At 72.5% G+C, this 22,986-nt stretch carries 22 protein-coding genes and 1 pseudogene; 11 read left to right on the top strand and 12 right to left on the bottom strand.

Annotation, left to right across the window (positions count from 1 at the left end):
* Positions 1–282: 282 nt before the first annotated feature.
* The 6 genes from AC3IYJ_RS34290 to AC3IYJ_RS34265 all read left to right on the top strand — a co-directional run bounded on the left by AC3IYJ_RS34290 (position 283) and on the right by AC3IYJ_RS34265 (position 5,503).
* Positions 283–1,497, top strand: coding sequence for an acyl-CoA dehydrogenase family protein (locus AC3IYJ_RS34290; RefSeq protein WP_489398391.1), 1,215 nt, complete (start codon positions 283–285; stop codon positions 1,495–1,497).
* Between the two features lie 149 nt (positions 1,498–1,646).
* On the top strand, positions 1,647–2,105 hold the full coding sequence (locus AC3IYJ_RS34285; RefSeq protein ID WP_489398390.1) for an RrF2 family transcriptional regulator: 459 nt from the start codon (positions 1,647–1,649) through the stop codon (positions 2,103–2,105).
* Positions 2,106–2,258: 153 nt separating this feature from the next.
* Positions 2,259–2,357: a putative leader peptide gene (locus AC3IYJ_RS34280; RefSeq protein ID WP_489398389.1), complete on the top strand. Its 99-nt coding sequence runs from the start codon at positions 2,259–2,261 to the stop codon at positions 2,355–2,357.
* A 296-nt stretch (positions 2,358–2,653) separates the two neighbouring features.
* Positions 2,654–3,760 carry an aliphatic sulfonate ABC transporter substrate-binding protein gene (locus tag AC3IYJ_RS34275; RefSeq protein WP_489398388.1) on the top strand — a complete coding sequence of 369 codons (1,107 nt, stop codon included), beginning with the start codon at positions 2,654–2,656 and terminating at the stop codon, positions 3,758–3,760.
* 35 nt (positions 3,761–3,795) lie between these two features.
* Complete coding sequence (locus AC3IYJ_RS34270) at positions 3,796–4,602, top strand: ABC transporter ATP-binding protein (RefSeq protein ID WP_489397886.1); 807 nt, start codon at positions 3,796–3,798, stop codon at positions 4,600–4,602.
* Positions 4,589–5,503, top strand: a complete 915-nt coding sequence (locus tag AC3IYJ_RS34265; protein WP_489398387.1) for an ABC transporter permease — start codon at positions 4,589–4,591, stop codon at positions 5,501–5,503. Before AC3IYJ_RS34270 ends, AC3IYJ_RS34265 begins: the two co-directional genes overlap by 14 nt.
* Before the next feature lie 63 nt (positions 5,504–5,566).
* Here the strand turns inward: AC3IYJ_RS34265 and AC3IYJ_RS34260 are convergent, their stop codons facing one another.
* Positions 5,567–5,752: a carboxymuconolactone decarboxylase family protein gene (locus tag AC3IYJ_RS34260; RefSeq protein ID WP_489398386.1), complete on the bottom strand. Its 186-nt coding sequence runs from the start codon at positions 5,750–5,752 to the stop codon at positions 5,567–5,569.
* Between the two features lie 153 nt (positions 5,753–5,905).
* On the opposite strand from AC3IYJ_RS34260, the pseudogene AC3IYJ_RS34255 reads away from it, so the two are divergent.
* Together AC3IYJ_RS34255 and AC3IYJ_RS34250 are read left to right on the top strand one after the other, a co-directional pair.
* Positions 5,906–6,343: pseudogene (locus AC3IYJ_RS34255) on the top strand (alpha/beta hydrolase); the annotation flags it as partial.
* Positions 6,297–6,866 (top strand): alpha/beta hydrolase, encoded by a 570-nt coding sequence (locus AC3IYJ_RS34250; RefSeq protein ID WP_489398385.1) that lies wholly within the window; start codon positions 6,297–6,299, stop codon positions 6,864–6,866. The pseudogene AC3IYJ_RS34255 and the gene AC3IYJ_RS34250, both read left to right, overlap by 47 nt.
* Before the next feature lie 4 nt (positions 6,867–6,870).
* Here the strand turns inward: AC3IYJ_RS34250 and AC3IYJ_RS34245 are convergent, their stop codons facing one another.
* The 6 genes from AC3IYJ_RS34245 to AC3IYJ_RS34220 all read right to left on the bottom strand — a co-directional run bounded on the left by AC3IYJ_RS34245 (position 6,871) and on the right by AC3IYJ_RS34220 (position 13,409).
* Complete coding sequence (locus tag AC3IYJ_RS34245; protein WP_489398384.1) at positions 6,871–8,046, bottom strand: winged helix DNA-binding domain-containing protein; 1,176 nt, start codon at positions 8,044–8,046, stop codon at positions 6,871–6,873.
* Positions 8,047–8,065: 19 nt separating this feature from the next.
* On the bottom strand, positions 8,066–9,070 hold the full coding sequence (locus AC3IYJ_RS34240; RefSeq protein ID WP_489398383.1) for an alpha/beta fold hydrolase: 1,005 nt from the start codon (positions 9,068–9,070) through the stop codon (positions 8,066–8,068).
* 243 nt (positions 9,071–9,313) lie between these two features.
* Positions 9,314–9,793 (bottom strand): hypothetical protein, encoded by a 480-nt coding sequence (locus AC3IYJ_RS34235; protein ID WP_489398382.1) that lies wholly within the window; start codon positions 9,791–9,793, stop codon positions 9,314–9,316.
* Between the two features lie 10 nt (positions 9,794–9,803).
* On the bottom strand, positions 9,804–10,820 hold the full coding sequence (locus tag AC3IYJ_RS34230; protein ID WP_489398381.1) for an SCO0930 family lipoprotein: 1,017 nt from the start codon (positions 10,818–10,820) through the stop codon (positions 9,804–9,806).
* A 142-nt stretch (positions 10,821–10,962) separates the two neighbouring features.
* On the bottom strand, positions 10,963–12,411 hold the full coding sequence (locus tag AC3IYJ_RS34225) for an NADH-ubiquinone oxidoreductase-F iron-sulfur binding region domain-containing protein (RefSeq protein WP_489398380.1): 1,449 nt from the start codon (positions 12,409–12,411) through the stop codon (positions 10,963–10,965).
* Positions 12,408–13,409, bottom strand: coding sequence for a hypothetical protein (locus AC3IYJ_RS34220; RefSeq protein WP_489398379.1), 1,002 nt, complete (start codon positions 13,407–13,409; stop codon positions 12,408–12,410). Before AC3IYJ_RS34220 ends, AC3IYJ_RS34225 begins: the two co-directional genes overlap by 4 nt.
* A 464-nt stretch (positions 13,410–13,873) precedes the next feature.
* Here AC3IYJ_RS34220 and AC3IYJ_RS34215 point away from each other — a divergent pair, with 464 nt between their 5' ends.
* On the top strand, positions 13,874–15,115 hold the full coding sequence (locus tag AC3IYJ_RS34215) for a PucR family transcriptional regulator (RefSeq protein WP_489398378.1): 1,242 nt from the start codon (positions 13,874–13,876) through the stop codon (positions 15,113–15,115).
* Positions 15,116–15,229: 114 nt separating this feature from the next.
* On the opposite strand, the gene AC3IYJ_RS34210 is transcribed toward AC3IYJ_RS34215, so the two are convergent.
* Both AC3IYJ_RS34210 and AC3IYJ_RS34205 read right to left on the bottom strand, forming a co-directional pair.
* Positions 15,230–16,675, bottom strand: a complete 1,446-nt coding sequence (locus AC3IYJ_RS34210; protein WP_489398377.1) for a DUF1996 domain-containing protein — start codon at positions 16,673–16,675, stop codon at positions 15,230–15,232.
* Between the two features lie 36 nt (positions 16,676–16,711).
* Positions 16,712–17,443 carry a DUF4142 domain-containing protein gene (locus AC3IYJ_RS34205; RefSeq protein ID WP_489398376.1) on the bottom strand — a complete coding sequence of 244 codons (732 nt, stop codon included), beginning with the start codon at positions 17,441–17,443 and terminating at the stop codon, positions 16,712–16,714.
* A gap of 296 nt (positions 17,444–17,739) precedes the next feature.
* Here AC3IYJ_RS34205 and AC3IYJ_RS34200 point away from each other — a divergent pair, with 296 nt between their 5' ends.
* Positions 17,740–19,383 carry an alpha/beta hydrolase gene (locus AC3IYJ_RS34200; RefSeq protein WP_489398375.1) on the top strand — a complete coding sequence of 548 codons (1,644 nt, stop codon included), beginning with the start codon at positions 17,740–17,742 and terminating at the stop codon, positions 19,381–19,383.
* Positions 19,384–19,520: 137 nt separating this feature from the next.
* Here the strand turns inward: AC3IYJ_RS34200 and AC3IYJ_RS34195 are convergent, their stop codons facing one another.
* On the bottom strand, positions 19,521–20,198 hold the full coding sequence (locus tag AC3IYJ_RS34195; protein WP_489398374.1) for a TetR/AcrR family transcriptional regulator: 678 nt from the start codon (positions 20,196–20,198) through the stop codon (positions 19,521–19,523).
* Positions 20,199–20,383: 185 nt separating this feature from the next.
* Between AC3IYJ_RS34195 and AC3IYJ_RS34190 the strand changes: the two genes are divergently transcribed.
* Positions 20,384–21,325, top strand: coding sequence for an SDR family oxidoreductase (locus tag AC3IYJ_RS34190; protein WP_489398373.1), 942 nt, complete (start codon positions 20,384–20,386; stop codon positions 21,323–21,325).
* Here AC3IYJ_RS34190 and AC3IYJ_RS34185 read toward each other — a convergent pair.
* On the bottom strand, positions 21,282–22,574 hold the full coding sequence (locus tag AC3IYJ_RS34185; protein ID WP_489398372.1) for an MFS transporter: 1,293 nt from the start codon (positions 22,572–22,574) through the stop codon (positions 21,282–21,284). The two genes, AC3IYJ_RS34190 and AC3IYJ_RS34185, sit on opposite strands and share 44 nt — an antisense overlap.
* A complete protein-coding gene (locus AC3IYJ_RS34180; RefSeq protein WP_489398371.1) occupies positions 22,571–22,984 on the bottom strand; it encodes a PaaI family thioesterase in 414 nt (137 codons plus the stop codon). The genes AC3IYJ_RS34185 and AC3IYJ_RS34180 overlap by 4 nt, the downstream gene beginning before the upstream one ends.
* Between the last annotated feature and the right edge of the window lie 2 nt (positions 22,985–22,986).

The raw sequence follows: 22,986 nt of genomic DNA, 5'->3' as shown, positions 1-22,986 counted from the left end.
AAAGGTGGGGATTTGGTGAAGTGCGGCCCATCAAGACGCTGACGCCGCCCACCCCGGCCCCGCGCGGTGCCCGGCTCCCGATGCCCTCGCGGACACGACCCGCGCGCATCCCCTTCGCACCGGTCTCGCACCCCTCGTGCGCACCCACAGCCTTCAGCAATCGGCCGACGCCGCCCAACTACGTTCCGGAGTAGTCGACATGACCGCCGCCATCCCCCATGGCACCGCTGTCCCACCATCCCTCGCGCCGTTCACCGGCATCCGGGCCTGTCAGTGACGCCGATGACGACGACCCCGAGCACCGCGGTCCGCCGATCCGCCGACGCGCAGCGCCGCGCGCTCCTGCGTACCGCCCGCGACGTGGCGGACGACCTCGCCGCGGACGCCATCACCCGCGACCAGGCGGGCAGGCCGCCGGTCGACGAGACGGCCCGGCTGCGCGAGGCCGGCCTGCTGGCAGCCCTCACCCCGCCCTCGTCGGGACGCGGGGCGGACTGGCGCACCGGATGCGCCGTCATCCGGGAGATCGCCGCGGCCGACAGTTCCATCGGCGCCGTACTCGCCCGGCACTACGTACACACCTGGAGCGGACGCTTCTACGCGGCCCGCCATCAGGCGACCGCCCTCGAAGAGGAGTCGGTGCGCGAGCAGTGGCTGTGGACCGGCGTGGTCCGCGCTCCCGCACCCGGCGACGGCTCCGACGCCGGCTCCGACGGACCGGACCTCACACTGAGCCCGCGCGGTACCGGCTACTTGCTGAACGGGTACCGGGCCGTGGACACGGCAGTGGCCGTAGCCGACCAGATCGTGGTGGACGCCGTCTGCGCCGCGACCGGTGACGTCCTGGTCGTGCGGATCCCACCCGGTGCGCGGGGCGTGTCCGTCGAACCCGCCCTCGACCGCCTCGGGCAGCGCGTCGCCGGCGCGGGCGAGCTCGTCCTCGACGGGGTCGCCGTCACGCCCGACCAGGTGCTGGGCCGCGGACCGCACGACGAGGAGTCGACCGCGCCCTTCACCGCCCTCGCCGAGCCGGCGCTCCGGCTCGCCCTGTGCCACGTCGGCCTCGGCATCGCCGAGGGCGCCCTCACCGAAGCGCGCGACCTCAGCAGGGGCGGCCGCGCGTACCGACTGGCCGGTGCGGACCCGGATCTCTTCCTGACGTACGGGGAACTCGCCTCCGCCGCCCAGACGGCCACCGCCGTGGTCGACCGGGCGACCGAGGTGATGGCGCAGGCCCTCGACTCGGGTGCGCAGCTGGACGCCGAGGAACCCGCGGGCGTCGCCGCCCTGGTCGCCACGGCCGAGACCGTGACCTCGAAGGCCGCCCTGCACATCACCGCCCGGGTGCTGGAGCTGGCCGACGCCCCCGGCCTGGACCGGTTCTGGCGCAACGCCCGCGTACTGACGGCCCACCGCCCGCTGGCGCACCGCCTGCGCTCCATCGGCGAGCACTACCTCAACGGCTCCCACCGCGCGGTGGCGGCGGCCTTCCACTGACGCGAGGTGGCCCGGGGCCGCGGATCCGCGGCCCCGGGCCACCTCGGGCAGGGTCCGCCCCTCGGCCGCCGGGCAGCGGGAGGCCGGTCCGGCACCTGGCGGCGCACCCGCGGCGAACGCCGACCGGGGCCGTACGGGATAATGGTCATATGCGGATCTCAGCCAGGGCGGACTACGCGGTACGTGCCGCACTGCAGCTTGCCGCGTCACAGGATGACGGGCCACTGAAGGCCGAAGCCATCGCCGACGCCCAGGACATCCCGCACAAGTTCCTCGAGGGCATCCTCAACGACATGCGCCGGGGCGGTCTCGTACTCAGCCAGCGCGGCGGCAACGGCGGCTACCGGCTGGCCAAGCCGGCCCAGTCGATCAGCATCGCGGACGTCATCCGCATAGTGGACGGACCGCTCGTCTCGGTGCGCGGGGTCCGCCCGCCGGACCTCTCCTACACCGGCCCCGCCGAGTCGCTGCTCCCCCTGTGGATCGCACTGCGGGCCAATGTGCGCGAGATCCTCGACGGCGTATCGCTCGCCGACGTCGCGTCGTCCGCCCTGCCCGCCGAGGTGTCGGCGCTGGCGCATGCTCCGGGCGCCTGGACCAACCCCTGATCTTCTGGTCTCCGGACCTCCTCCCCCACCTGCACTTTCTCACATCGCGAGATCACGGCGTCCAAAATATGGTCAGCCCCTTGGGCCGGATATCGCTGTCTGCCAATATGCCTACCAACCAGGTGGGAAAACTAGGAATGGGGTGAGGCGGCCGTGCGAACACTGCAGCGTGCGGGCCGGATGCTGCCCCTGACCTCCCGCCGGCACATCGACCTGGTCCGTACGTCCAGCGCCATCTGTCAGCCGGCCTGACACCTTCAGAGGGCCTGGCTCCACGCACTGAGTACCACCGTGCGCGGCGCCGGCCCCTTTCCCCATCGGGCAGACCGGCCCCTCGGCCGACCTCGTCACCCAGGCGCCGTCGAATGCCGCCGTCCGATGTACGGGCTCGACTTCCACCACGGGTCATCGACCACCCATCCGCTTCCCAGCCTGCGACCGCGATCCGGCCGCCGACCTCCGGGAGCAGGCACCGGGTGTCCCGATGGCGCCGCAGCACCACCCATCTCCGCACGTCCCCGAAGACCATCTCGTGAAAGGACACCTCCGTGTCTGCCGCAAGACCGCTCACCATCCTTCGTGCCGTCGCCGTCACCGCCGCCCTTCCCCTGCTGCTCACCGCTTGCGGCTACGGCTCCGAGGCCAAGAAGGAAGACGCCGCGAAGCCGAGCGTCGCCAGCGACAAGGCACTGTCGGCTTCGGAGGTCCGTATCGGTTACTTCCCGAACCTGACCCACGCCACCGCGCTGGTGGGTCTGCAGGAGGGGCTGATCCAGAAGGAGCTGGGCGGCACCACGGTCAAGCCGCAGACCTTCAACGCCGGACCCTCCGAGATCGAAGCCCTCAACGGCGGTTCTCTCGACATCGGGTTCATCGGCCCCTCCCCGTCGATCAACGGCTACGTCAAGTCCAAGGGCTCCAACCTGCGGATCATCTCCGGATCCGCCTCCGGCGGCGTCAAGCTCGTCGTCAACCCGGACAGGATCAAGACCCTGGACGACCTCAAGGGCAAGAAGATCGCCACCCCCCAGAAGGGCAACACGCAGGACGTCGCGTTCCTCAACTGGATCGCGGAGAAGGGCTGGAACGTCGACCCGGAGTCCGGCAAGGGCGACGTCTCCGTCGTGCGCACCGACAACAAGGTCACCCCCGACGCGTTCAAGCAGGGCTCCATCGACGGCGCCTGGGTGCCGGAGCCCACGGCCTCCAAGCTCGTCTCCGACGGCGGTTCCGTCCTCCTCGACGAGACCTCGCTGTGGCCCGACAAGAAGTTCGTGATCACGAACATCATCGTGTCGCAGAAGTTCCTCAAGGAACACGCGGACGTCGTCGAGGCCGTGCTCAAGGGCACCGTGAAGACCAACGAGTGGATCAACGCCAACCCCGACAAGGCCAAGGCCTCCGCCAACGCCAAGCTCGCCGCCGACAGCGGCAAGGCCCTCGACGCGAAGGTCATCGACCCCGCCTGGACCTCCATCCTGGTCACCGACGACCCGCTCGCCTCGACCCTGAAGACCGAGTCGGACTGGGCGGTCAAGGCCAAGCTCATCGAGCAGCCCCAACTCGCCGGGATCTACGACCTCACGCTCCTGAACAAGGTCCTCAAGGCCGCAGGCAAGCCCGAAGTCTCCGACGCCGGCCTCGGCACCAAGTAACCCCGCAGCCCCGTAACCGTCTCGAATCCCAGGAGGTGACGACCATGGCCACCACATTCGCCAAGGCTGCCGAAAGCGCCGTCGCGGAGCAGCACCACCACGCCGCCCGCATCGAGCACGTCTCGAAGTCCTTCTCCGGCCCGGCCGGATCGCAGCTCGTCCTGGACGACATCAGCCTCGATGTCGCTCCCGGCGAGTTCGTCACCATCCTGGGCGCCTCCGGCTGCGGAAAGTCCACCCTCCTCAACCTCGTCGCCGGACTCGACAAACCCACCACCGGATCGATCGAGACCCCCGGCGGCCGCCCCGCCCTGATGTTCCAGGAACACGCCCTGTTCCCCTGGCTCACCGCCGGCAAGAACATCGAACTCGCCCTGCGCCTGCGCGGAGTCGCCAAAGCCGACCGCAAGCCCGAAGCCGAACGCCTCCTGGAACTCGTCCGCCTCACCGGCTCCCACGGCAAACGCGTCCACGAACTGTCCGGCGGCATGCGCCAGCGCGTCGCCCTCGCCCGCGCCCTCGCCCAGGACAGCCGACTCCTCCTCATGGACGAGCCGTTCGCGGCACTCGACGCCATCACCCGCGACGTCCTGCACGGCGAACTCACCCGCATCTGGGCCGAGACCGGTCTCTCCGTCCTCTTCGTCACCCACAACGTCCGCGAAGCCGTCCGCCTCGCCCAGCGCGTCGTCCTCCTCTCCTCCCGGCCCGGCCGGATCGCCAAGGAATGGACCGTCGGCATCCCCCAGCCCCGCCGCATCGAAGACGCCGACGTCGCGGAACTGTCCCTCGAGATCACTGAACACCTGCGTGGGGAGATCCGCCGCCATGGCCAGCACTGACACCACGCCCCAGACCAGGGCTGACACCAAGGGCAGGGGCAAGACGGACGATCTCGCCGGCCTGGAAGCCGGCCTCGACGCCCTCGACGCCGTCCAGACCCACCGCACCCCGGTCCGCGAAGTCCTCGTCAAGAAGGTCCTCCCGCCGGTCCTCTCCGTCGGACTCGTCCTGGTGGTCTGGCAGATCCTCGTCACCGCGAAGGTCGTCGAGGAGACCAAACTGCCCGCGCTGTCCGCGGTGTGGGACAGCCTGACCGCGATGTGGCTCAAGGGCACCCTGCTCGAGGTCGTCTGGACCAGCGTCTCGCGCGGTCTGCTCGGCTTCCTCCTGGCCCTGGCCATCGGCACGCCCCTCGGACTGCTCGTCTCCCGCGTCAAGTTCGTCCGCGCCGCGATCGGCCCCATCCTCCAGGGCCTGCAATCCCTGCCCTCGGTCGCCTGGGTCCCCCCGGCCGTCCTCTGGTTCGGCCTCAACGACACCATGATGTACACCGTCATCCTGCTCGGCGCCGTCCCCTCCATCGCCAACGGACTCGTCTCCGGCGTCGACCAGATCCCCCCGCTCCACCTCCGCGCCGGCCGCACCCTCGGCGCCACCGGACTCCGCGGCGCCTGGCACATCGTCCTGCCCGCCGCACTCCCCGGCTACGTCGCCGGCCTCAAACAGGGCTGGGCCTTCTCCTGGCGCTCACTCATGGCCGCGGAACTCATCGCGTCCTCCCCGGACCTGGGCCTCGGCCTGGGCCTGCTGCTGGAGAACGCCCGCAACAACATCGACCTGCCGGGCGTGTTCCTCGCCATCATCCTGATCCTCGTCGTCGGCATCGCCATCGACCTGCTGATCTTCAGCCCCGTCGAGCGGTGGGTGCTGCGCACCCGCGGCCTCCTCGTCAAGAGCTGAACGAACAACGCACGGCACCGGCTCCGCAGCGGCATCGCCCGCCGCGGAGCCGGTGCTGCCGTTTCAGGCCGTGACCGGCAGGTCGACGGCCGGGAAGTCGACTTCAGTGCGGGCCACCGAGTTGAAGTAGTTCGTGAAAATGTTCAGGGCCACGGCGCCGATGATCTCGCCTATCTCCCCGTCCCCGTAGCCCGCGGCACGCACCGCCTCGATGTCGGAGTCCTCGACGAAGCCCCTGGCGCGCAGCACGGTGGGCGAAGAGCAGGGCGGCCGCGGCCTTGGGGTCCGACGCGTGGGCGTGGCCGCCGGCGGTGAGGTCCTCGGAGGAGACTCCTGCGCGGGCACCGAGCACGTGGTGGGCCGCGTAGCAGTACTCGCAGGAGTTCTCGGCCGCCGAGACGAGTGCGATCTATTCCCGGAGGGAGCCGGGCAGCAGCCCCTTGGACAGCGCTCCACTTCGCCGACCCCGCCGCGGCCCAGGAGCACATACGGCAGTCGCAGTTCAGGCAACCGCTGCACATCGTGCCGGAAGGCCTGTCGATCCGTGAGTTCGAGGTGCCCGGACCCCAGGAGGCACCGCCCGTACCGGTACGCGTGTACGCGCCCGCCCACCGCGACCAGGCGCGGCGGGCACTGCCGGCGGTGCTCTACTTCCACGGCGGCGGGTTCGTCACGGGCGACCTCGAAACGGGTCACGACGAATGCATGTGGACCGCCTCGGCCCTCGGCTGCGTGGTCGTGAACGTCAACTACCGACTGTCCCCGCAGCATCCCTATCCGCACGCCGTCATGGATGCGCACGCCGCCCTGTACTGGGCCTCGACAGAGGCGGAGCTCCTCGGTATCGACGACCGGCTGGAGACCGTCTCCGCCCACACGTACGTGGACACGCCCGTGCGCAACCGCATGCAGACGGCCTACAGCTTTCCACTACACGGGCAGCGACGCGGGCGGCCCCGACGTCTCCGCCTACGCCGCTCCGGCCCGGGCCGCGAACCTGCGCGGGCTTCCCCCGACCCACCTGTCGGTGTGCGAGTTCGACCCGGCCAGGGACGAAGGCATCGCCTACGTCCAGCGGCTGCTCCAGTCCGGGGTCGGATGCGAACTGCACCACTACCCCGGCACGTTCCACGGCTGCACGGCCATCCCCGGCACGGGGGTGACGCAGCGGATGCGCGAGGACCGCGTCCGGGCCCTGGGGCGCGCCCTGTTCGCCCCGTCGGCGCCGGCTCCGGACCGGGCACCGGTGCCGGCGCACCACACCCCGCCGCCCCTCGACGGCCGCACCCCGCTGACGGGCGTCCCCGATCACCACACCGCACCGCCCTCGCCCACCCGGGCCGCCGGGCGGCGCGCCTGCTGAGTCCTCAGGCCGCGAGGCGCCGTTCGAGGGGCGTGCGCAGGCTGGGGCGGATCCGGATGTCGCCGAGGAAGGCGGCCGTGCGTGCGGCCTCGGCGGTGACGGCCGCCCGGGCTTCGCGGGTGAGTCCGGCGGGTGCCAGGACGTGGGTCGCGATGTCGCCGTCGGGGCGCTGGGCCCAGCCCCCGACGATGCGGCCGTCCCACCAGACGGTGGGGCCGATGTTGCCGTTGGTGTCGAAGAGCTCGGGTACGAAGGCGGGGTCGAGGTACCAGTCACGGTCCCGCCAGCCCATGGCGGTGGGATCGAGGGACGGCAGGAGGGCGGCCCCGGGTGCGCTTTCGGCGGGCGGCTCCAGGTGCTCGGGCAGGGCGTGGCCGGGGCCGTGCGAGAGGTCGACCTCGACGGCGCCGGTGCGGGCGACGGCCTTGCGGGTGTCGGTGAGGGTCCAGCCGGTCCACCATGTGACGTCGGCGGTGCTGGAGGGGCCGAAGACCCGTAGGTAGTGGGTGGCGAGCTCGGCCCTGGCGTCGTCGGCGGGGAGTTGCGGATGGGGCTCGGCCGCGGTCCAGCGGAACTGGGACGAGGCCCAGGTGCCCAGCGGGCGGCCGCGCCGGATCCGGCTCTCGGCGGCCATCACGCCGAGCACGCGGCTGGTGATGCGGGGTGTGGCCGCGTAGGGCTTGCCCGGGAAGACGGAGATCTTGGTCTTGAGGTCGGGTACGGCGTCCGCGAGCTGGGCGGCGGTGGCCTCGCCGAGGTCGGCCAGGGCCGCGAGCACGGCCTTCTCGGTGGCGGCCAGCCAGGGCTCGCCGTGCCCGTGCTGCTCGCCCAGGACCTTGAGGAGGTTCTTGCGTTCGCGGGCCGCGACGGTCCGGGCGGTGGAGGCGTCGACGACGGGGGCCAGGTCATGGGGGACGACGAACATGGTGCGGCGCATGCACAGCATCCGCACCAGGCTCCGTTCCTCGTACAGGGCCCGCTCCAGTCGCGCCGGGGTCGGGGCGGCCGTGCGGGCGGCCACCGCCAGGTAGACGGTGGCCGGGTCCGTGGCGTGCAGGGCGAGCAGCGCCTCGGCGACCTGCTCGGGGGTGTCCGCGCGGGCCGCCGGGGTCAGCAGGTGGCCGGAGGCGACTCGGGTGCGCCGCTGCTCGTCGGTGATCTTCTGTCGCATTGTGCTCATGATGGGGTCGGCGGCCGGCTCAGGCGTTCAGGGCGCCGAGCCATTCGAGGAGGACCTTGTTGACCTCGTCGGGGCGTTCCTGCTGGATCCAGTGGCCGGCGCCGTCGAGGATGTGGGTGCCGTGCAGGTTGGGCATGGTGTGGGGGTAGGCGTCGATGGCCCGGCCGAGCATCTGCACGACGGCGTCCAGGCCGCCGCCGATGAACAGTGAGGGCACGGTCAGCGGGGCGCCGTGGATCTCGGCGAGGTCTTCCCAGTCGCGGTCCATGTTGCGGTAGCGGTTGAGGGCGCCGGTCAGGCCGGTGCGCTCGAACTCGCCCGCGTAGCGGTCCAGTACCTCGTCGGTGAGGAACTCGGGCCGGGCCGCGGGGAAGCGGTCGCGCATCGCGGTGCCGGGGGCGACGAACTGGGGCGGTGCCTGGTCGGGGCCGGGCTGGGTGTCCGCTGCCAGGGCGGCGAAGAAGCCGGCCAGCCAGCCCCGTACGTCCGGCTCGATCTCGGCCTCGGCGCGGCCGGGCTGCTGGAAGTAGGACATGTAGTGTTCGCCGAGCTCCGGGGGCGCCATGTGCGCGAACATCTCGCTCGGCCGCGGACCTCCCGCCGGGACGAAGGGGATGGAGAGGATCGCGGCCGCGCGGAACACCTCCGGGTGCAGGATCGCGGAGTTCGCGGCGATGGCCGATCCCCAGTCGTGCCCGACCACGATCGCGGACTTCTCCCCGAGCGCCTCGACGACGGCGAGGTTGTCGGCGACGAGTTCGGTCATCCGGTACGCGTCGATCGCGGCGGGCCTGGAGGAGCGGCCGTAGCCGCGGATGTCAATGGCGACCGCACGGTAGCCCGCGTCGGCCAGGACCGGCAGCTGGTGGCGCCAGGAGTACCAGGACTCCGGGAAGCCGTGCAGGAGCAGCACCAGCGGGCCGGAACCCTGCTCGACCAGGTGGATCCGGCCGGCCGGGCTTTCGACGGTGCGGTGGGCGGGCTCGCGGCGGGTCGGCTCGTCGGTGGGGCTCTTCTTCGACATGGGGATCTCTCCTGCGGGTCGTACGTGGGGGTCCGGACATGCGGTCGACGTCACCCTCGGGCGCTTCGCGCCCCGGTGCCGTGCGGCGGCCCCCAAATGGGGAATCCGGCGTTCCGTCCGGCTTACGACTACGACGGTAGGCAGACTTGCGGACAGATCCGGTCCGCATTGGGCAGCCTCCCGGAAAGACGTGTGCACCACCGACACCCGGGGCGCCGGAATGCGCCCCGGGTGTCGGTGGGACTACATGGAGTGGCCCGCCTCGTGGGACTCGGCCGGGTCGTGCGGGGTGTGGGCGGTGCCTGATTCCAGGGTGCCGCCCAGGTGGTCGTGGAGGGGTGTCAGGGCTTCCGGGGTGGCGGCGGTGACGACCCAGAGGTCTCCGACCAGGTAGGTGCCCCCGTAGGCACGGGACTCGGCGAGCCAGGTCTCACGGCCGGCGCCGGTGCTGAAGGTGGCCATCCGGTAGGCCTGCGGGCCCACCTCGCAGGCGCCTTCGCGCAGCTCCTCCGCCTCGACCACGACCTCGGCCCGGCAGCCCAGGGCGTCGGCGATCAGGTCCAGCGGGGCGGGGGCCGGGCCCGCGACGCGGGCGGGGGCCGGGGCCGGGGCCGGGGAGGAGGGTCCCGATCCTCCGCACCCCGCGCAGAGCAGGGAGGCGAGCAGTACGACGGCGCAGGGCAGCACGTGGCGGGCGCCGATGTGGGGCGGGTCGGGCAGCACGGCGGCCCCCTCAGGAAGCCGCCGGGATCTTCTTGCCCGCGTCGTCGACCGCGAACCAGAGTCCCTGCTTGCCATGGCCGTTGGTCTGGCCGGGCGCGGTGTCGCCCGTGAACAGGTAGACGGGCCAGCAGTCGATGGTCAGTTGTTCCGTTCCGTCGGGGCGTTTGACCGATCCGACGAGTCCGGCGGGGATATCGGAAACCTTCGCCTTGTCCACGGGCGCGGCGGGTTTCCAGGTGTTCAGGCAGGCGTCCAGGCAGCCGAATTTCATCGGCCAGGCGCTGTCCTTGTTGAATCGGTAGAGGGTGCGGCCCTGGGAATCGACCAGTAGTTTTCCGAGTTTCGCGTCGGCGTTCACGGAGAGGTCGGATCCCTTCTTTTCCGGTGCTTTTCCGTCCGACGCTTTTCCGTCCGGCGCCTTTCCTTCGGTCGTCTTGTCGGCCGCCGCCTTGTTGTCGATGGATTTCTTGCCGTTCGGGGCCAGTGCGTGCCAGGTGCCGCCCACCCCTTCGCCCTTCGCGTCGCCCGCCTTGGCGTCCTTCGCGTACCGGTACACGGGCCAGCCGGCGATCGTGAGCTGCCGGATGCCGTCGGGGCGTTCGACCGCACCGAGCAGGTTCGCGTCGATGCCCGCGGCGGCCTTCGCGTCCTGCGCCGGGACGGGCGGCCAGGTCGTGGCGCAGGCTCCCTCGCAGGCCGAACGGGACGGCTCGGCCGTGTCCTTGTCGAAGCGGTAGAGGGTCGCTCCCGCCTCGTCGGTGACCACGGATCCGATGTCCGCGACCTCCCGGACCGCCAGCTCGCCGGCCTGGGCCGAGGCCGCGGGGGCCGAGGCGGCCGCCGGGTCGGCGCCGGAGCCGTATCCGCTTCCGTAGCCGTCGCCGGCGGCCTTGTCCGCCGCGGCAGGCCGTACGGAATCCACGGTACGCAGGGTGCCGGAGCTCCCGCCGCTGCCGCATCCCGCCGTCAGCAGAAGCACCGCCACCATTGATCCCGTCGCGGTGGCCACATGAAGCCTGTTGCCCATGATCTCTCCTCAGGATTCGTCCGGCTTGTTTTCCCATGGCCATTCATAGGGCCACAAGGACCGCCCTCATTCGAAATCCGGGGAATTTATCAGATCGCGCCAAAGCGTGAACTCGGGCCGCAGGAAACCGTGCACAGCCCGTTCATTCCTGAATGCGCAGGGCGAGCGCCGGGCAACGGCGCACCGCGCGCAGCGCTTTGGGCCGCAGGCGTCCCGGGACCGGCATGACCCCCTGTGCGGGGTAGCCGTCCGCGTCCAGCCGGACCACATCGGGCAGCAGGTCCACGCACAGCCCGTGGCCCTTGCACAACGTCCAGTCCACGACGAGGCGTTCGGGGTTCTCGTCGGCCGGGAGCGGCAGCGCTCCCAGTACCCGGCGCCCGCAGCCGCTGCCCAGCGCGTGGTCGCGGAACTCGTCGGGGAAGACCGCCAGGGCCGAGGCCACGAAGGCGGACGTACCGTCCGGGTGGGAGCACGCGCCGCGTCCCAGCACGCCGCGCATCCGCGCCTGTACCGCTTCGAGGGCCGCTCCGCCCCCGCCGCGCACGAGCTCTTCCACCGCGTCGGCGAGCGACGGGAGCCCCCGGACGCACGGGCCGCACTGGCCCGCCGATTCGTCCGCCATCCAGCGGGTGACCCGGGCCACCTCGCCGGCCGGACAGGTGTCCTCGGGCAGCGGCAGCACCGCACCGGCTCCCAGCACCGCGTCGTACGCGGCCAGGGACCGCCGGGACAGGGCGGCCTCCCGCGCGGCCGCCGGGGCCAGCCATCGACCGTGGTAGCCGCCGACGAGCACGCCCTGCCCGGGAGCGGTCCCGCACAGGTCCAGGACGTACGCCAGGGAGGTCCCGAGCGGCACCTCTACGACGGTCGAGCCTGCGACGGTGAGCAGGGTCGTTCCGGGTTCCGCGGGCAGGCCGGCCGTCCGGTACTCCTGGGCGCCGATCCGTGCGGCGACGGCGAGGTGCGCGTAGGTCTCGGCGTTGGACAGCAGGGTGGGCAGGCCTCCGAGCCCCCGCTCCGCGGTGCGCACCTTCTGTCCCGACGGCAGGGCGGGCCCGCCGTCCAGACCCTTCACGAGGGCCGTCCCCTCGCCCGTGACGAAGCGTTCGGGCAGCCTGACGACGCGGACCCGGCGGCCGACCGGACCGCGTTCGGCCACGGCCGCTCCGAGGGACTGTTCCACGTCCTCCCGGGTCACGCCGACGACCACGTCCTCGGCTCCGAGGGCCGCGGCGGCCAGCAGGGCCCCGTCGAGCACCAGGTGCGGCACGTGCAGCAGCAGGGCGGCGTCCTTCAGACAACTCGGCTCCCCCTCCGAGGCGTTGACCACCACGGCGGCGCGCCCTTCGCGTCCGCGTGCGGACCGCATGACCGCCCGGAGCTTGCGGGCGAACGGGAAGCCCGCTCCCCCGCGCCCGGCCAGGCCGATGTCCTCGGCGAGCCCGACCAGGCCGTCCGGCGGGTACGGAGGCAGCGCGCCGTGCACGTCCAGGTGGCCGGCGCGGTCGATCCGGTCCGCGGCGTCGAGCCCCGCGAGCAGTCTGGGCTGCCCGACGCAGCCGAGGACCGGGCGCGTCACCGGGCTCATCGCCGCCCCCGCACGCCGTCGACCGGCTCACCGGGAAGGTCGGGGCCGGGGCCGGGGGCCTGTCGCTGTCCGGGCACGCCGGAGGCGAACACCTTGGGGCGCGACTGGCGGGTGAGGCGCGCGGTCAGCAGCTCCGCGGCCCATTCCGCGGGCCTGCGCACGAAAGGTGCCGGGTTGCGCGGCGGAGCCTGCCCCGGCACCCGGGGCGCCCCGGGTGCCGGGGCGGGCGGCCGGACGGGCGAGGCGCGAAGCTGCGTACGCGATTGTGTACGCAGCTTCGCGCGCAAGCGGATCACCAGCACCCCGGCGATGGCGACCAGGCACAGGGCGTACGCCACCGTCACCCAACCACTGGCGGGACGGCCGGACTTGAGACCGTGGACGAGCGAGGATCCCCAGGCCGGGTACGCACCCGCGTGCAGGGCCCGCCACCACAGCGAGCGGCCCCGGGTGGCGAAGGCGCTGCGGACGGCTCCGGAGACGGCCACCGCCACGAAGAGGTATCCGGCCAGGGTACCGAGCCCGATGAGCAGCGGCCGGTTCCCGTCCGCGAACGGCAGGACCACGGCCGCGGTGTCGACCCGGGACCGGGCGACCTTGATCCACACGTGCAGGCCCAGGAAGGCGAGTCCGGCGACGGCGAGGCCGCGGTGCGCCCCCTGGGCGGCCAGCCGGTGGGGGGAGCCGAGGAACTTGCGGTCGGTGGCCGCCAGGCCCCACAGGACGGTGCCGGTGAGCGAGACGAGCGAGAGGACGCCCGCCCCGTAGTCGAGGAAGTCCCACAGGTGGGTCAGGGCTCCCGCGCGCGCGGACACGACGAGTGCGGAGAGGGCTGCCAGGACCGCGGCGCCCATGGCGGCGGGGTGCGGCCCTCCGGCCGCGGACAGCAGGGGCGGGCGCCGGACCGCCCGGCGGCCTCCGGCCGGGGCCGCGCCCGGTTGGCGTCTGGCGCGGCGGGCCCGGTGGGAGCGTGGTGTTCGAGTCTGGAGCAAGGGCATGTGGTCTCCCAAACAGCCCGGGCCCGAGCACTTCCGCCGCACGCTCGGCGCCCGGGGTGGACGTCGCAACCGCTCCTCGGCGGGCGGGAGATGGGCCTTGCCCACCGGGCCGGCCGGGAGCGGGGGCCGGAGTGCAGAAGCATCCTGGAGCTTCGCAACCCCTCCACGGGATTTATCGAAACGTGATAATTTCTGGCCCTCGCACAGCCATCGCATCGAACATCCCCGGAAGATTCCCTTCCAGTGGTGCGGTTGCGACGGGGTTGACGCCTGGTTCGCCGCCGTACCTCCCCGACGGCGCTTGGGCCGAGGCCGCGGGACTGCAAGCGGTTGGCATGGTCCTGGAGGGAGTACGGGGCGCTCGGCTCCCCTGCCGACATGGCGTCGGCGGGGCGGGAGGAGACCCCGGCAGGTTTGCCACCCTCCCACGGGGCACGTCACACCCCGGCTTGAACGAGGTAACAATGTGCGAACTTCTGAACCGCATCTGGTCCCGACCACGGGGCGAATGGACCCGGGTCCTGCGCAAGGAACTGCCCACGCTGGCCGCGGGGATGGTGGAGGAGCTGCGGGAAACCCTCCCGGGATTCTCGGCGCTCGTCGAGGACGCCGACGCCGAACTGGTCAGACAGCGGCTGGAGGCGGCCCTGCTCACCGCCCTCGGTTACCGCGAGGCCGCCAGGGAGGAGCCGGGCGACCGGCACCCGGCGGACGACGAGCATCCGGACCACGAGCATCCTGAGCGGGAACAGGCGGAGCCGGTACGGGAGCGGTCCGCGCGCAAGCGCGGCCACGGCCCCGACGCCGGAGCCGCCCGCGCTCCCGCAACCGCTCCGCCCCACGAGCCCTACCCCGCAGTGCCGTTGCCACCCCTGAAGGCCGTGCCCTCGCAGCGGACGGGCTCGGTCCGCGAGCATGCCCGGCGCGAGCTCTTCGCCGTGCTCACGGGTGACATGCCCCTGTCGGATCTGGCGCTCGCCGACCTGGCGAGCGCGGCCGGCTGGCCGCTGCCCGCGGCCGTACGGGCCATCGTGCCCGCCTCCCCCGGCGAGACCCAGCAACTCGCCGCCCTCCTCGACGACTGCCTCGGCGGCATGGCCGGCGGGCAGCCGTGCCTGCTCGTACCGACCGAGGACCCGGAGGCGCGCACCGCGCTGGACTGCGCGCTGCGCGGCCGGTTCGCCGCCGTGGGCCACCCCGTCGCGCCGCGCGACAGCGCCTCCTCCCTGCGCTGGGCGGTACGGCTGCTGTCGCTGACCCCGACGCGGGCCGGTCTGGACGTCCGGGCCGTCTACGTGGACGACCACCTCTCCACCCTGCTGCTGCTCCAGGACGAGCCGCTGGCACACGCGCTCGCCGCACGCTGGCTGCGGCCTCTGGCGGACCTGACCCCGCGCCAGAGCGAGCGGCTCGAAGTGACCCTGCTGGCCTGGCTGGAGGGCGGCGGCGCGCCCGAGGCGGCCAAGGCCTTGAGCGTTCACCCCCAGACGGTCCGCTACCGCATGCGCCAGCTGGAGAAGCTCTTCGGTCCCGGCCTGCGGGACCCGCGCACCCGTTTCGAACTGGAGCTGGCCCTGCGCAGCCGCCGGCTGATGGCCCAGGTGCGGCTGCGGCCCTCCCGCGGCAGCCGCCGGGCCCGGGTGGTCGCCGCCGACTTCCGCCCGCCGCTGGGCGCCGGGCGCATCGCCCGCGTCAACGGCCTCTGATACCGACGCCGGCCCCGCACGAGGCGGTGCCGGTCCGAAGCGGGCTTCGGACCGGCACCGTTTCCCGGGCGGCGGGGGGCCAAGGGGGAGGCGGGCCGCCGCCCCGGGGGCCTTCTACTGGCAGGCACGCCCGCCGTTGATGCAGCGCACCGCGTTCGCCATCAGTGCGTCCGACATCACGTTGATGAAGTCCCCGTGGTCGGTCACCGGCTTGTGCAGCTGCTCGGGGAAGCTGTCCACCGCGAAGCGCGCGCCCGGGGGCACCGCGTAGACGATGCGCTGCACCAGCTGCGGGACCGCCTTGAAGCCGGATCCGCAGGAGCCGTCGGCGGCCGCGAAGGCCACGTGGGTGCGGTGGTTGGCGCTGTCGATGTTCTTGCCGTCCCAGCAGCTCTGGAAGGTGAACGTGCGCACCACGTCGGTGCCCTTGGGACAGATCGGGTACTTGTCCTTCAGCTGCCGGTCCTCGAAGCCGGTGCAGCTCCACGAGGCGTTGGCGTTGGCCGGCCCGTTGGTGAACGCCTTCGCGTCACCCGTGATGATCCGCAGGAAGCGCGGCATGGCCGTGACGCGGGAGGCAGGGCTCCCCTTGAAGGCGATCGTCACCTGCTTGGGCTGCAGGATCGTGCCCACATTGGCGTCCTTTCCGCCGCCGGGGGCGCCCGCGTCCTTCTCCGCCTTGCCGTCGCGCAGCCGCAGCACGGGCCAGTAGTACGTGGACTGGTCGCCGTTGGTGCAAGTGGTCCCCGACGCGGCCAGGCTGTTGTTCGTGGAGAAGGCGTCCGTGGTCTTGTTTCCCACGTAGTCGTGCATGTGGTGGGCGCCGTTGCCGACTCCGGGGGCGACGATAACGTTGTCGGGGTTGAGGTGCCGGTTCTCGTTGCGCCCGCACTGGACGGCGAACGACCCGGTGGAAGCGGTGGACTTGGGCTTGGGGGTGCGCACGTTCGGCTTCACGGAGCGGATGGCGACGAAGTCGCCGCGCGCCGGGCCGCCCTTCGCGGGCGAGCCGGAGCCCGAGCGGGCCGCCGGGCCCGCGAGCGCGTTCGTACCGTCCAGGCCCTCGTCGTCGTTCCCGGTCGGAGCCTCCCGCATCGTGCAGGCGCTCAGTTCCGCCAGCCCGTCGGGGCGGGCGGCGGTGCGTCCGATGGCATCGGACATCCGGCCGATCGTCGCGTCCCGCTGTCCCTTCAGCTCCCCGAGCAGCGCCCCGCCCTGCGCCTTGCCGGTGGCGAGCCGCTGGTAGGCGTCGGCGATCTGGGTGTCGAGCCCCGCGAGCTCCTTGTCGACCTCGGGCCGGGCCTGCTCGGGCACCTCGTTCAGCTGCTCGCCCACGTCGGGGCAGTCGATGGTGGCCATGACCGGCGCCGTACGCGCCTTGCCCTGGCCGGCGGAGGCGGCTTGAGCGGCGATCACCACTCCGCCCCCGCCCAGGGTGAGGGCGCAGACGAGGGCGAGGGCCTTGTACGAGGGCTTCAGGCGGCGTTTGTGCCCGGCGCGGCCCGCTGGGCCCGCATCGCCCGCACCGCCTTCACCACCGGTGCGGCTCGCTCGGTTCATTCGGTTCATTCGGTTCATTCGACTCATGCGATCACTTCACTTCCTCGAACGGGAGTCGGCGGAGGAGGCCGGAGCGGGAGCGGAGGTCGGGGCGGCGGGCACGGCGTCCGCGAGGCCGTCGAAGTCGACCAGCCCACTGGCCTCCAGGATCGAGATGTGGTCCAGGACCGTGGCGTTGGCGTCCGTGGCCAGCTCACGGACCATGGAGTTCCGTGTCTGCGCCCGCACTTGGGCGACGAGCGTGAACACCTTGCCGTGCGCCCGGCGCAGCAGCTGGATGAACAGCCGCTCGTACGCGGACCCCTGGGCGCGGTCCAACTGGTCGAGCCAGGCCTGCTGCTGATCGGACGGGCGGTCCGGCAGCGGCAGGCCGAGCGCCTGGCCGACCTCCCGGACCCGGCGGTCCAGCTCGGTGTGCCCCTCCACCAGGTGGTCCCCCGCCATGCGAACCGCCGGGCTGGTGCCGCGCTGTTCGGCCTGCCGCCCCGCGGGCAGCTCCCACAGCCCTGCGAGCCGGACCTTGCGGACGAAGTCGCGGTCCTGGGGGGTGAGCGGCCCGAAGGCCGTGCTCGTGATCCCGGCGCCGTCGTCGTCGGGGGCGGCGACGGGAGCCGCGGCCGCCTCGGCGACCCTGCCGCCGAAGCTCCGCACCGGAATCAACAGCGCGATCAGGGTGAGGGCCAGGGCTCCGATGACGATGCCCGTACCCATCACGTGTCGCGAAGCGACCGACATGCTGCCGACGGCCGACCGACGGATAGACGGCACTGTGCCTCCTTGCTGCGCGGACCGGGAGCGGTCCCGGTCCCTGGTCTCCCGGGACGCTAGCGCCCGTTGCGGCGCCCCTTCCCAAGCCCCATCACGAATGGACAAACATCCGGGCAACGCCCCGAAGGGCTGCTATGGGACCGGCCGTGCCACCGCAGTGCGCGTGTCGGCCAGTTGTCCGGATTACGGCTCGTTCGTGAGGCCCATGGCGGCTGGCACCACGGGATGATTCGGACGGGCGGCGGGTGCAGGAGGGTGGATCGCGGGACCAACCCCCTTGGAAGGAAAGGCTCTTCGTGCGAAAGAAACGACTGGCATCCTTACTGGCCACCGCCGCGCTCCTGGCGAGTTCCGTGCCCCTGATGGCCGCCGCTCAGGCAATCGCCGCTCCCGTTGCCGACGAGCCTTCGACCTCCGACGCGTACCAGCGCCAGCAGCCCGCGTGGCACCGCTGCAGCCCCGATCAGACGGCCTCGTACGAGTGCGCCACGATCAAGGTGCCGCTCGACTACCGGCGGCCCCGGGGGAAGCTGATCGACCTCGCCATATCCCGGGTCAGGAGCGAGAACCCCGCGAAGCGGCACGGGATCATGCTGCTCAACCCGGGCGGGCCCGGTGGCAGCGGGCTCGATCTCCCCCTGTACATCGGGGAGTCGATGCCCAAGGAGGTCCGCGAGCAGTACGACATGATCGGCTTCGATCCGCGCGGGGTCGGGGCCAGCACCCCGGTGACCTGCGGACTGACCGACGCGGAGCAGGAGTTCGACCGGGCCTACCGGCCCGAGACCTTCCCCTCCGATGTCGCGTGGGCCCGTACGGTCGCCGACAAGTGCCGGGAAAAGGCCGGATCGGTACTCCCGTACATCACCACTCGCAACACCGCGCGCGACATGGACACCATCCGTGCGGTGCTGGGCGAGCGGAAGATCTCGTACCTGGGGTACTCGTACGGGACCTACCTCGGCGCGGTGTACACGCAGATGTTCCCGAACCGCACCGACCGCTTCGTCCTCGACAGCGGGGTCGACCCCGACCGGATCTGGCGCGGAATGATCCAGGTCTGGGCCACGGAGGCCGAGCCCGCCTTCGCGCGCTGGACGCGCTGGGCGGCGGAGCGCTCGGGCGAGTACCACCTCGGCGACAGCCCGGCCAAGGTGTCCGAGACATTCTGGCAGCTGGTGGCGAGGGCCGACCGGGATCCGATCGTCTTCCAGGGGCAGAAGATCACCGGTGACGAGATCCGCCGCGCGCGCGGCCTGTTCTTCTACCCGGCGCAGGTCACTCCGCTGGTGGCGGCACTGAAGGACGCCGCCGACGGGAAGCCGGGCGGCCCCGCGGCCTTCGACATGAAGAAGGCCCTGGCGGGCGGATCCGCGACCGGTTCCGCGACCGCCGCCGGGGGCGCCGAGCCCGCTTCGGACAACGGGACCGCCGTGTTCTGGAGCGTGGTCTGCGGGGACACGGCCGACTGGCCGCGCGATCCCGAGCGGTACCGGCGCGACGCGGTCAAGGACAAGGCCGCGTACCCGCTCTACGGGGACTTCGCCTCGAACATCAAGCCCTGCGCCTTCTGGCAGCGGCCCCTGGAGGCGGCGACCCCGATGAGGACGAGGGCCTCGGTGGTGGCCGTGCAGAACGAGTGGGATTCGCAGACCCCGCTGGCCAGCGGCCTGGGCATGCACCGGGCGCTGAAGGGCTCGCGGATGATCCTGGCCCTGGGCGGGGAGGGCCACGGCGCCTACCTGGCCGATCCGACCTCGTGCGTCAATGCCCCGGTCAGCGAGTACCTCGTCACGGGCCGGCTCCCGGCCAAGGACCTGACCTGCCGGGCCGCGGGGAGCCCGGCAGAACTCGGACCGGGGTCGGGATCGGGTTCGGGCCCCGGTTCGGCGCCGGCCAAGCCGCTGCCGTTCCCGTCGGGCGGGCCCGGCCGCTTCTGAGCCCGGGCAGCCCCTCGGGCAGCGGCTCGGGCAGCCGCTGAGAGCCGCACCCGCGCACCACACCCGCCGACGGCACCTTCGTGCCGTCGGCGGGTTTTTTCGCGGGTTCCGTGGCCCAAGGACCGAAGAGCCGGTCCCTACGCGCGCGCCAGCAGCCCGGAGAGCAGGACTTCCAGCGTTTCGCGGAGCGTGACGCCGAAGTCGAGGCGCAGGACCGCGAGCGCGGGGTCGGCCTCGTAGGCGGCGAGCATGGCGGCCGAGGGGTGGGCGTGGGCCCACACGGCCCCGGTGACCATGATCGTGCCGGCGACGAACCGGAACGCGTCCGCGGTGCCCAGCTCCGGCAGGTGCGCGGCGACCCGTTCGGCCAGGGCTCCGGCGCTCGCGATGGCGGCCCGCTTGTACTGGGCGGCCACCTGCGGGGAGACGTTGCGCTCCAGCACGGCGGCCTGGGCGCTGATCAGGTCGCACAGGACCGGGCGGTCCACGAGCGCCTGGGCCAGACACGCCGCGAGGCGGTCGGGGCGCTCGGAGGGCGGGGCGGTGTCCACGGCCTCGGCAAGGGCGCCGTCGAGGTGGTCGACGAGTTCGCGCGACGCGCTGCCGAGGAGTTCGAGCAGGACGTCCTCGCGGGATTCGAAGTAGCGCAGCACGTTCGACTTGGCCAGGCCGACGCGGCGGCTGAGCTCGTTCAGGGTGACCTGGGCGACCGGCATTTCCGCGAGCATCGCGGCGGCCTCGTCGAGGATCGCCCGGCGGCGGGCGGCGCGCTGCTCCTCGCTGCGGGCGCGCTGGAAGTTCGTGGTCGTGGGCACACGGACAGCTTACAGAGTGCACAGACCGGCGGTCTGTTGTTATCAGACCGCCGGTCTGCTAGCTTCGGAAGAAGCGGACAGACCGCCGGTCTCTTATCCGCCGGCCGGTCGACCGGACAGCCGTCCGGACAGCCGTCCGACCAGTCACCACGCCAGTCACCACGTCTTCCTCCGAGGAGCACGCCATGTACGCCGTCCCCGACCAGTCCGGAAAGTTCGCCGTCGTCACCGGCGCCAACAGCGGCACCGGCAAGGAGGCCGCCCGCCGCCTCGCCGAGGCCGGCGCCCACGTCGTGCTCGCCGTCCGTACGCCCGCCAAGGGAGACCTGGCCCGCGCCGAGATCCTGGCCCGCCACCCCGGGGCCCGGGTGGAGGTGCGCCGGATCGACCTGGCCGACCTCGCCTCGGTCGAGGCGTTCGCCGACGGGATCATCGCCGACGGCACCCCGCTCGACCTCCTCGTCAACAACGCGGGAGTGATGGCCCCGCCGGCCCGGATGACCACCTCCGACGGGTTCGAGCTCCAGTTCGGCAGCAACTTCCTCGGCCCGCTGGCCCTGACCGTTCGGCTGCTGCCCGCGCTGCTCGCGGCCCCCGCCCCGCGCGTGACCACGATGAGCAGCGGCACGGCCAACTTCGGCCGGATCGACTTCGCCGACCTCCAGTGGGAGCGGCGGCGCTACAGCCCGATGCTCTCCTACGCGCAGTCGAAGCTGGCCGACCTGATGATGGCCCGCCACCTGGCCGCCCTGGCCGCCGAGCAGGACTGGCCGCTGCGCAGCACGGCCGCGCACCCCGGGTACACGAAGACCAACCTGCAGACCGCCGGAGCGAGCCTGCTCACCGGCCGGCCCTCCCGGACGCACCGGATGCTGGGCCGGGTCGACTTCCTACCGAAGCAGGAGGTCGGGCCGGGCACCGAGCCGCTGCTCGACGCCGCCACCAGCCCGGAGGCGACCGCCGGCGGCTACTACGGCCCGGGTGGCCGCTTCGGCCTGGTCGGCCCCAGCACGCAGGCCCGTATCACCCGTCGGGCCCTGGACCCGGCGGCCAACGCCCGCCTCTGGGCCGTGGCGGAGTCCCTCACGGGCGTCGGCCCGGCCGCGGCCGTCGGCGCGGCGCGCTGACGGAGGAGGCCCCCGACCCGGCGACCGGCCCCCTCGCGGCGCCGGGCCCGCTCCCCCGCAGCGGTGTCAGCAGCCCGGAGCCGGCGATCAGCAGGCACAGCGTCCCGGCGGCCAGGCTCACCGCCGGCACCCCGTGGCGGACGGCCAGCCACATGAGCAGCGCGGCCCCCACCGGCCCCGAGGCGTTGTGCACCGTCCAGAACGCGGAGGTGACCCGGCCCAGGAGGTGGCCGGGGGTCACTTCCTGGCGCAGGGTCATGGAGCAGACCGCGCCCACGGTCAGCCCGAACATGAAGAGGACGGCCGCCACCGCGATCACCGGCAGGCTGCGTCCGGTCCCGATCACCGCCAGGGCCACCCCGATCAGGGCGGTCGAGCCCAGCCAGCACGCTCCGAACCCGAGCGCCCGGCGCAGCGGCCCGGCGGCGAGGGCGGCCGCGACGACTCCGATGCCGCTCACGGCGATCACGTAGCCCACCGACTCCTCCCCGCGCCCCAGTTCCTCCGTGATCCGGAAGATCAGCAGGTCGGTGGAGCCCAGGGTGACGAAGGTCAGGAGGGTGAGCAGGACGGTCAGCGGACGCAGCAGGGCGTCGGCCCACAGGAAGCGGAAGCCGACGACGAACCCCTCGCGCAGCTTCGTGCCCTTCGGCTCCTCGACGGGCTCCGCCCCGCGTGCGGCGAACCGGACCCACCCCAGGCTCGCCGCCGAGACCAGGAAGGTGGCCCCGTCCAGGGCCAGCGCCCAGTCGGCGCCCACACCGGCGACCAGGGCTCCGGCGACCAGCGGCCCGGCCATGGTCCCGACGGCGAAGCTTCCCATCATCCGCCCGTTGGCGGCGGCCAGGTCGGCGGGGTCCACCAGGGCGGGCACGGCGGTCACGTACGCCACGTCGAAGAGCGCTTTGAGTACGGCGACCAGCGCGGTCAGCCCGTACAGCAGCCAGACCCCGGACCCGCCCAGCGCCCACAGCAGCGGTACGGAGCACAGCAGCACCCCCCGCGCGAGATCGCAGCCGATCATCAGCCGGCGGCGGTCCACCCGGTCCACCACATGGCCCGCGAAGGCGCCCGCCGCGATGGCGACGGCTCCGCCGAGCCCGGTCACCAGGCCCATCTGGAAGCCCGAGCCGGTGACATGGAGGACGAACAGCGGCAGCGCGACGTAGGAGACCGAACCGCCGAGCACCGACAGGCCCTGGCCGAGCCAGAAGACGGTGAAGTCCCTGTTCCCCCGCAGGGAGCTCATCCGAGCAGGGCGTAGACCGTGGAAGCCTTCGCGGCGGGCTCCGAAGCGCCCTCGGGGGTCATGGTGATGTCGGCGAAGGCCATCCGCTTGCCGAGTTTGGTGATCCGTACGTCGATCAGTACGTCGGCGCCGACCACCGGCCGCTGGAAGCTGGTGGACTGCTGGACGGTGGTCATCGGGCCGTACGCCCCGCGCGCGGCCGAGATCGCGATGACCGTGGCGGTGTCGGCGGCGGCCATCAGGGCCTGCCCGGAGAGGCCCCCGCCGTCCCGGGCCAGGGTGTCGGACCAGGGCAGCCGCAGCACGGCGTGCCGGTCCCCGGTCTCCTGGACGGTGAGGCCCAGAGCCAGTACCCAGGGGGCGAAATTGTCGGAGAGGATCTTGTCCGCGTCTGCCGGTGTCAACGTCACCG

The sequence above is a fragment of the Streptomyces sp. GL_140 genome, assembly GCF_057834465.1.
This window is presented reverse-complemented; position numbering and strand designations above follow the sequence as displayed.

Bases quoted from the DNA above. Each gene is read 5' to 3' on its own strand.
- AC3IYJ_RS34290 (WP_489398391.1), top strand. From the start codon at position 283: ATGACGACGACCCCGAGCACCGCGGTCCGCCGATCCGCCGACGCGCAG.
- AC3IYJ_RS34285 (WP_489398390.1), top strand. From the start codon at position 1,647: ATGCGGATCTCAGCCAGGGCGGACTACGCGGTACGTGCCGCACTGCAG.
- AC3IYJ_RS34265 (WP_489398387.1), top strand. From the start codon at position 4,589: ATGGCCAGCACTGACACCACGCCCCAGACCAGGGCTGACACCAAGGGC.
- AC3IYJ_RS34250 (WP_489398385.1), top strand. From the start codon at position 6,297: ATGCGCACGCCGCCCTGTACTGGGCCTCGACAGAGGCGGAGCTCCTCG.
- AC3IYJ_RS34245 (WP_489398384.1), bottom strand. From the start codon at position 8,046: ATGAGCACAATGCGACAGAAGATCACCGACGAGCAGCGGCGCACCCGA.
- AC3IYJ_RS34240 (WP_489398383.1), bottom strand. From the start codon at position 9,070: ATGTCGAAGAAGAGCCCCACCGACGAGCCGACCCGCCGCGAGCCCGCC.
- AC3IYJ_RS34230 (WP_489398381.1), bottom strand. From the start codon at position 10,820: ATGGGCAACAGGCTTCATGTGGCCACCGCGACGGGATCAATGGTGGCG.
- AC3IYJ_RS34225 (WP_489398380.1), bottom strand. From the start codon at position 12,411: ATGAGCCCGGTGACGCGCCCGGTCCTCGGCTGCGTCGGGCAGCCCAGA.
- AC3IYJ_RS34220 (WP_489398379.1), bottom strand. From the start codon at position 13,409: ATGCCCTTGCTCCAGACTCGAACACCACGCTCCCACCGGGCCCGCCGC.
- AC3IYJ_RS34215 (WP_489398378.1), top strand. From the start codon at position 13,874: ATGTGCGAACTTCTGAACCGCATCTGGTCCCGACCACGGGGCGAATGG.
- AC3IYJ_RS34210 (WP_489398377.1), bottom strand. From the start codon at position 16,675: ATGAACCGAGCGAGCCGCACCGGTGGTGAAGGCGGTGCGGGCGATGCG.
- AC3IYJ_RS34190 (WP_489398373.1), top strand. From the start codon at position 20,384: ATGTACGCCGTCCCCGACCAGTCCGGAAAGTTCGCCGTCGTCACCGGC.
- AC3IYJ_RS34185 (WP_489398372.1), bottom strand. From the start codon at position 22,574: ATGAGCTCCCTGCGGGGGAACAGGGACTTCACCGTCTTCTGGCTCGGC.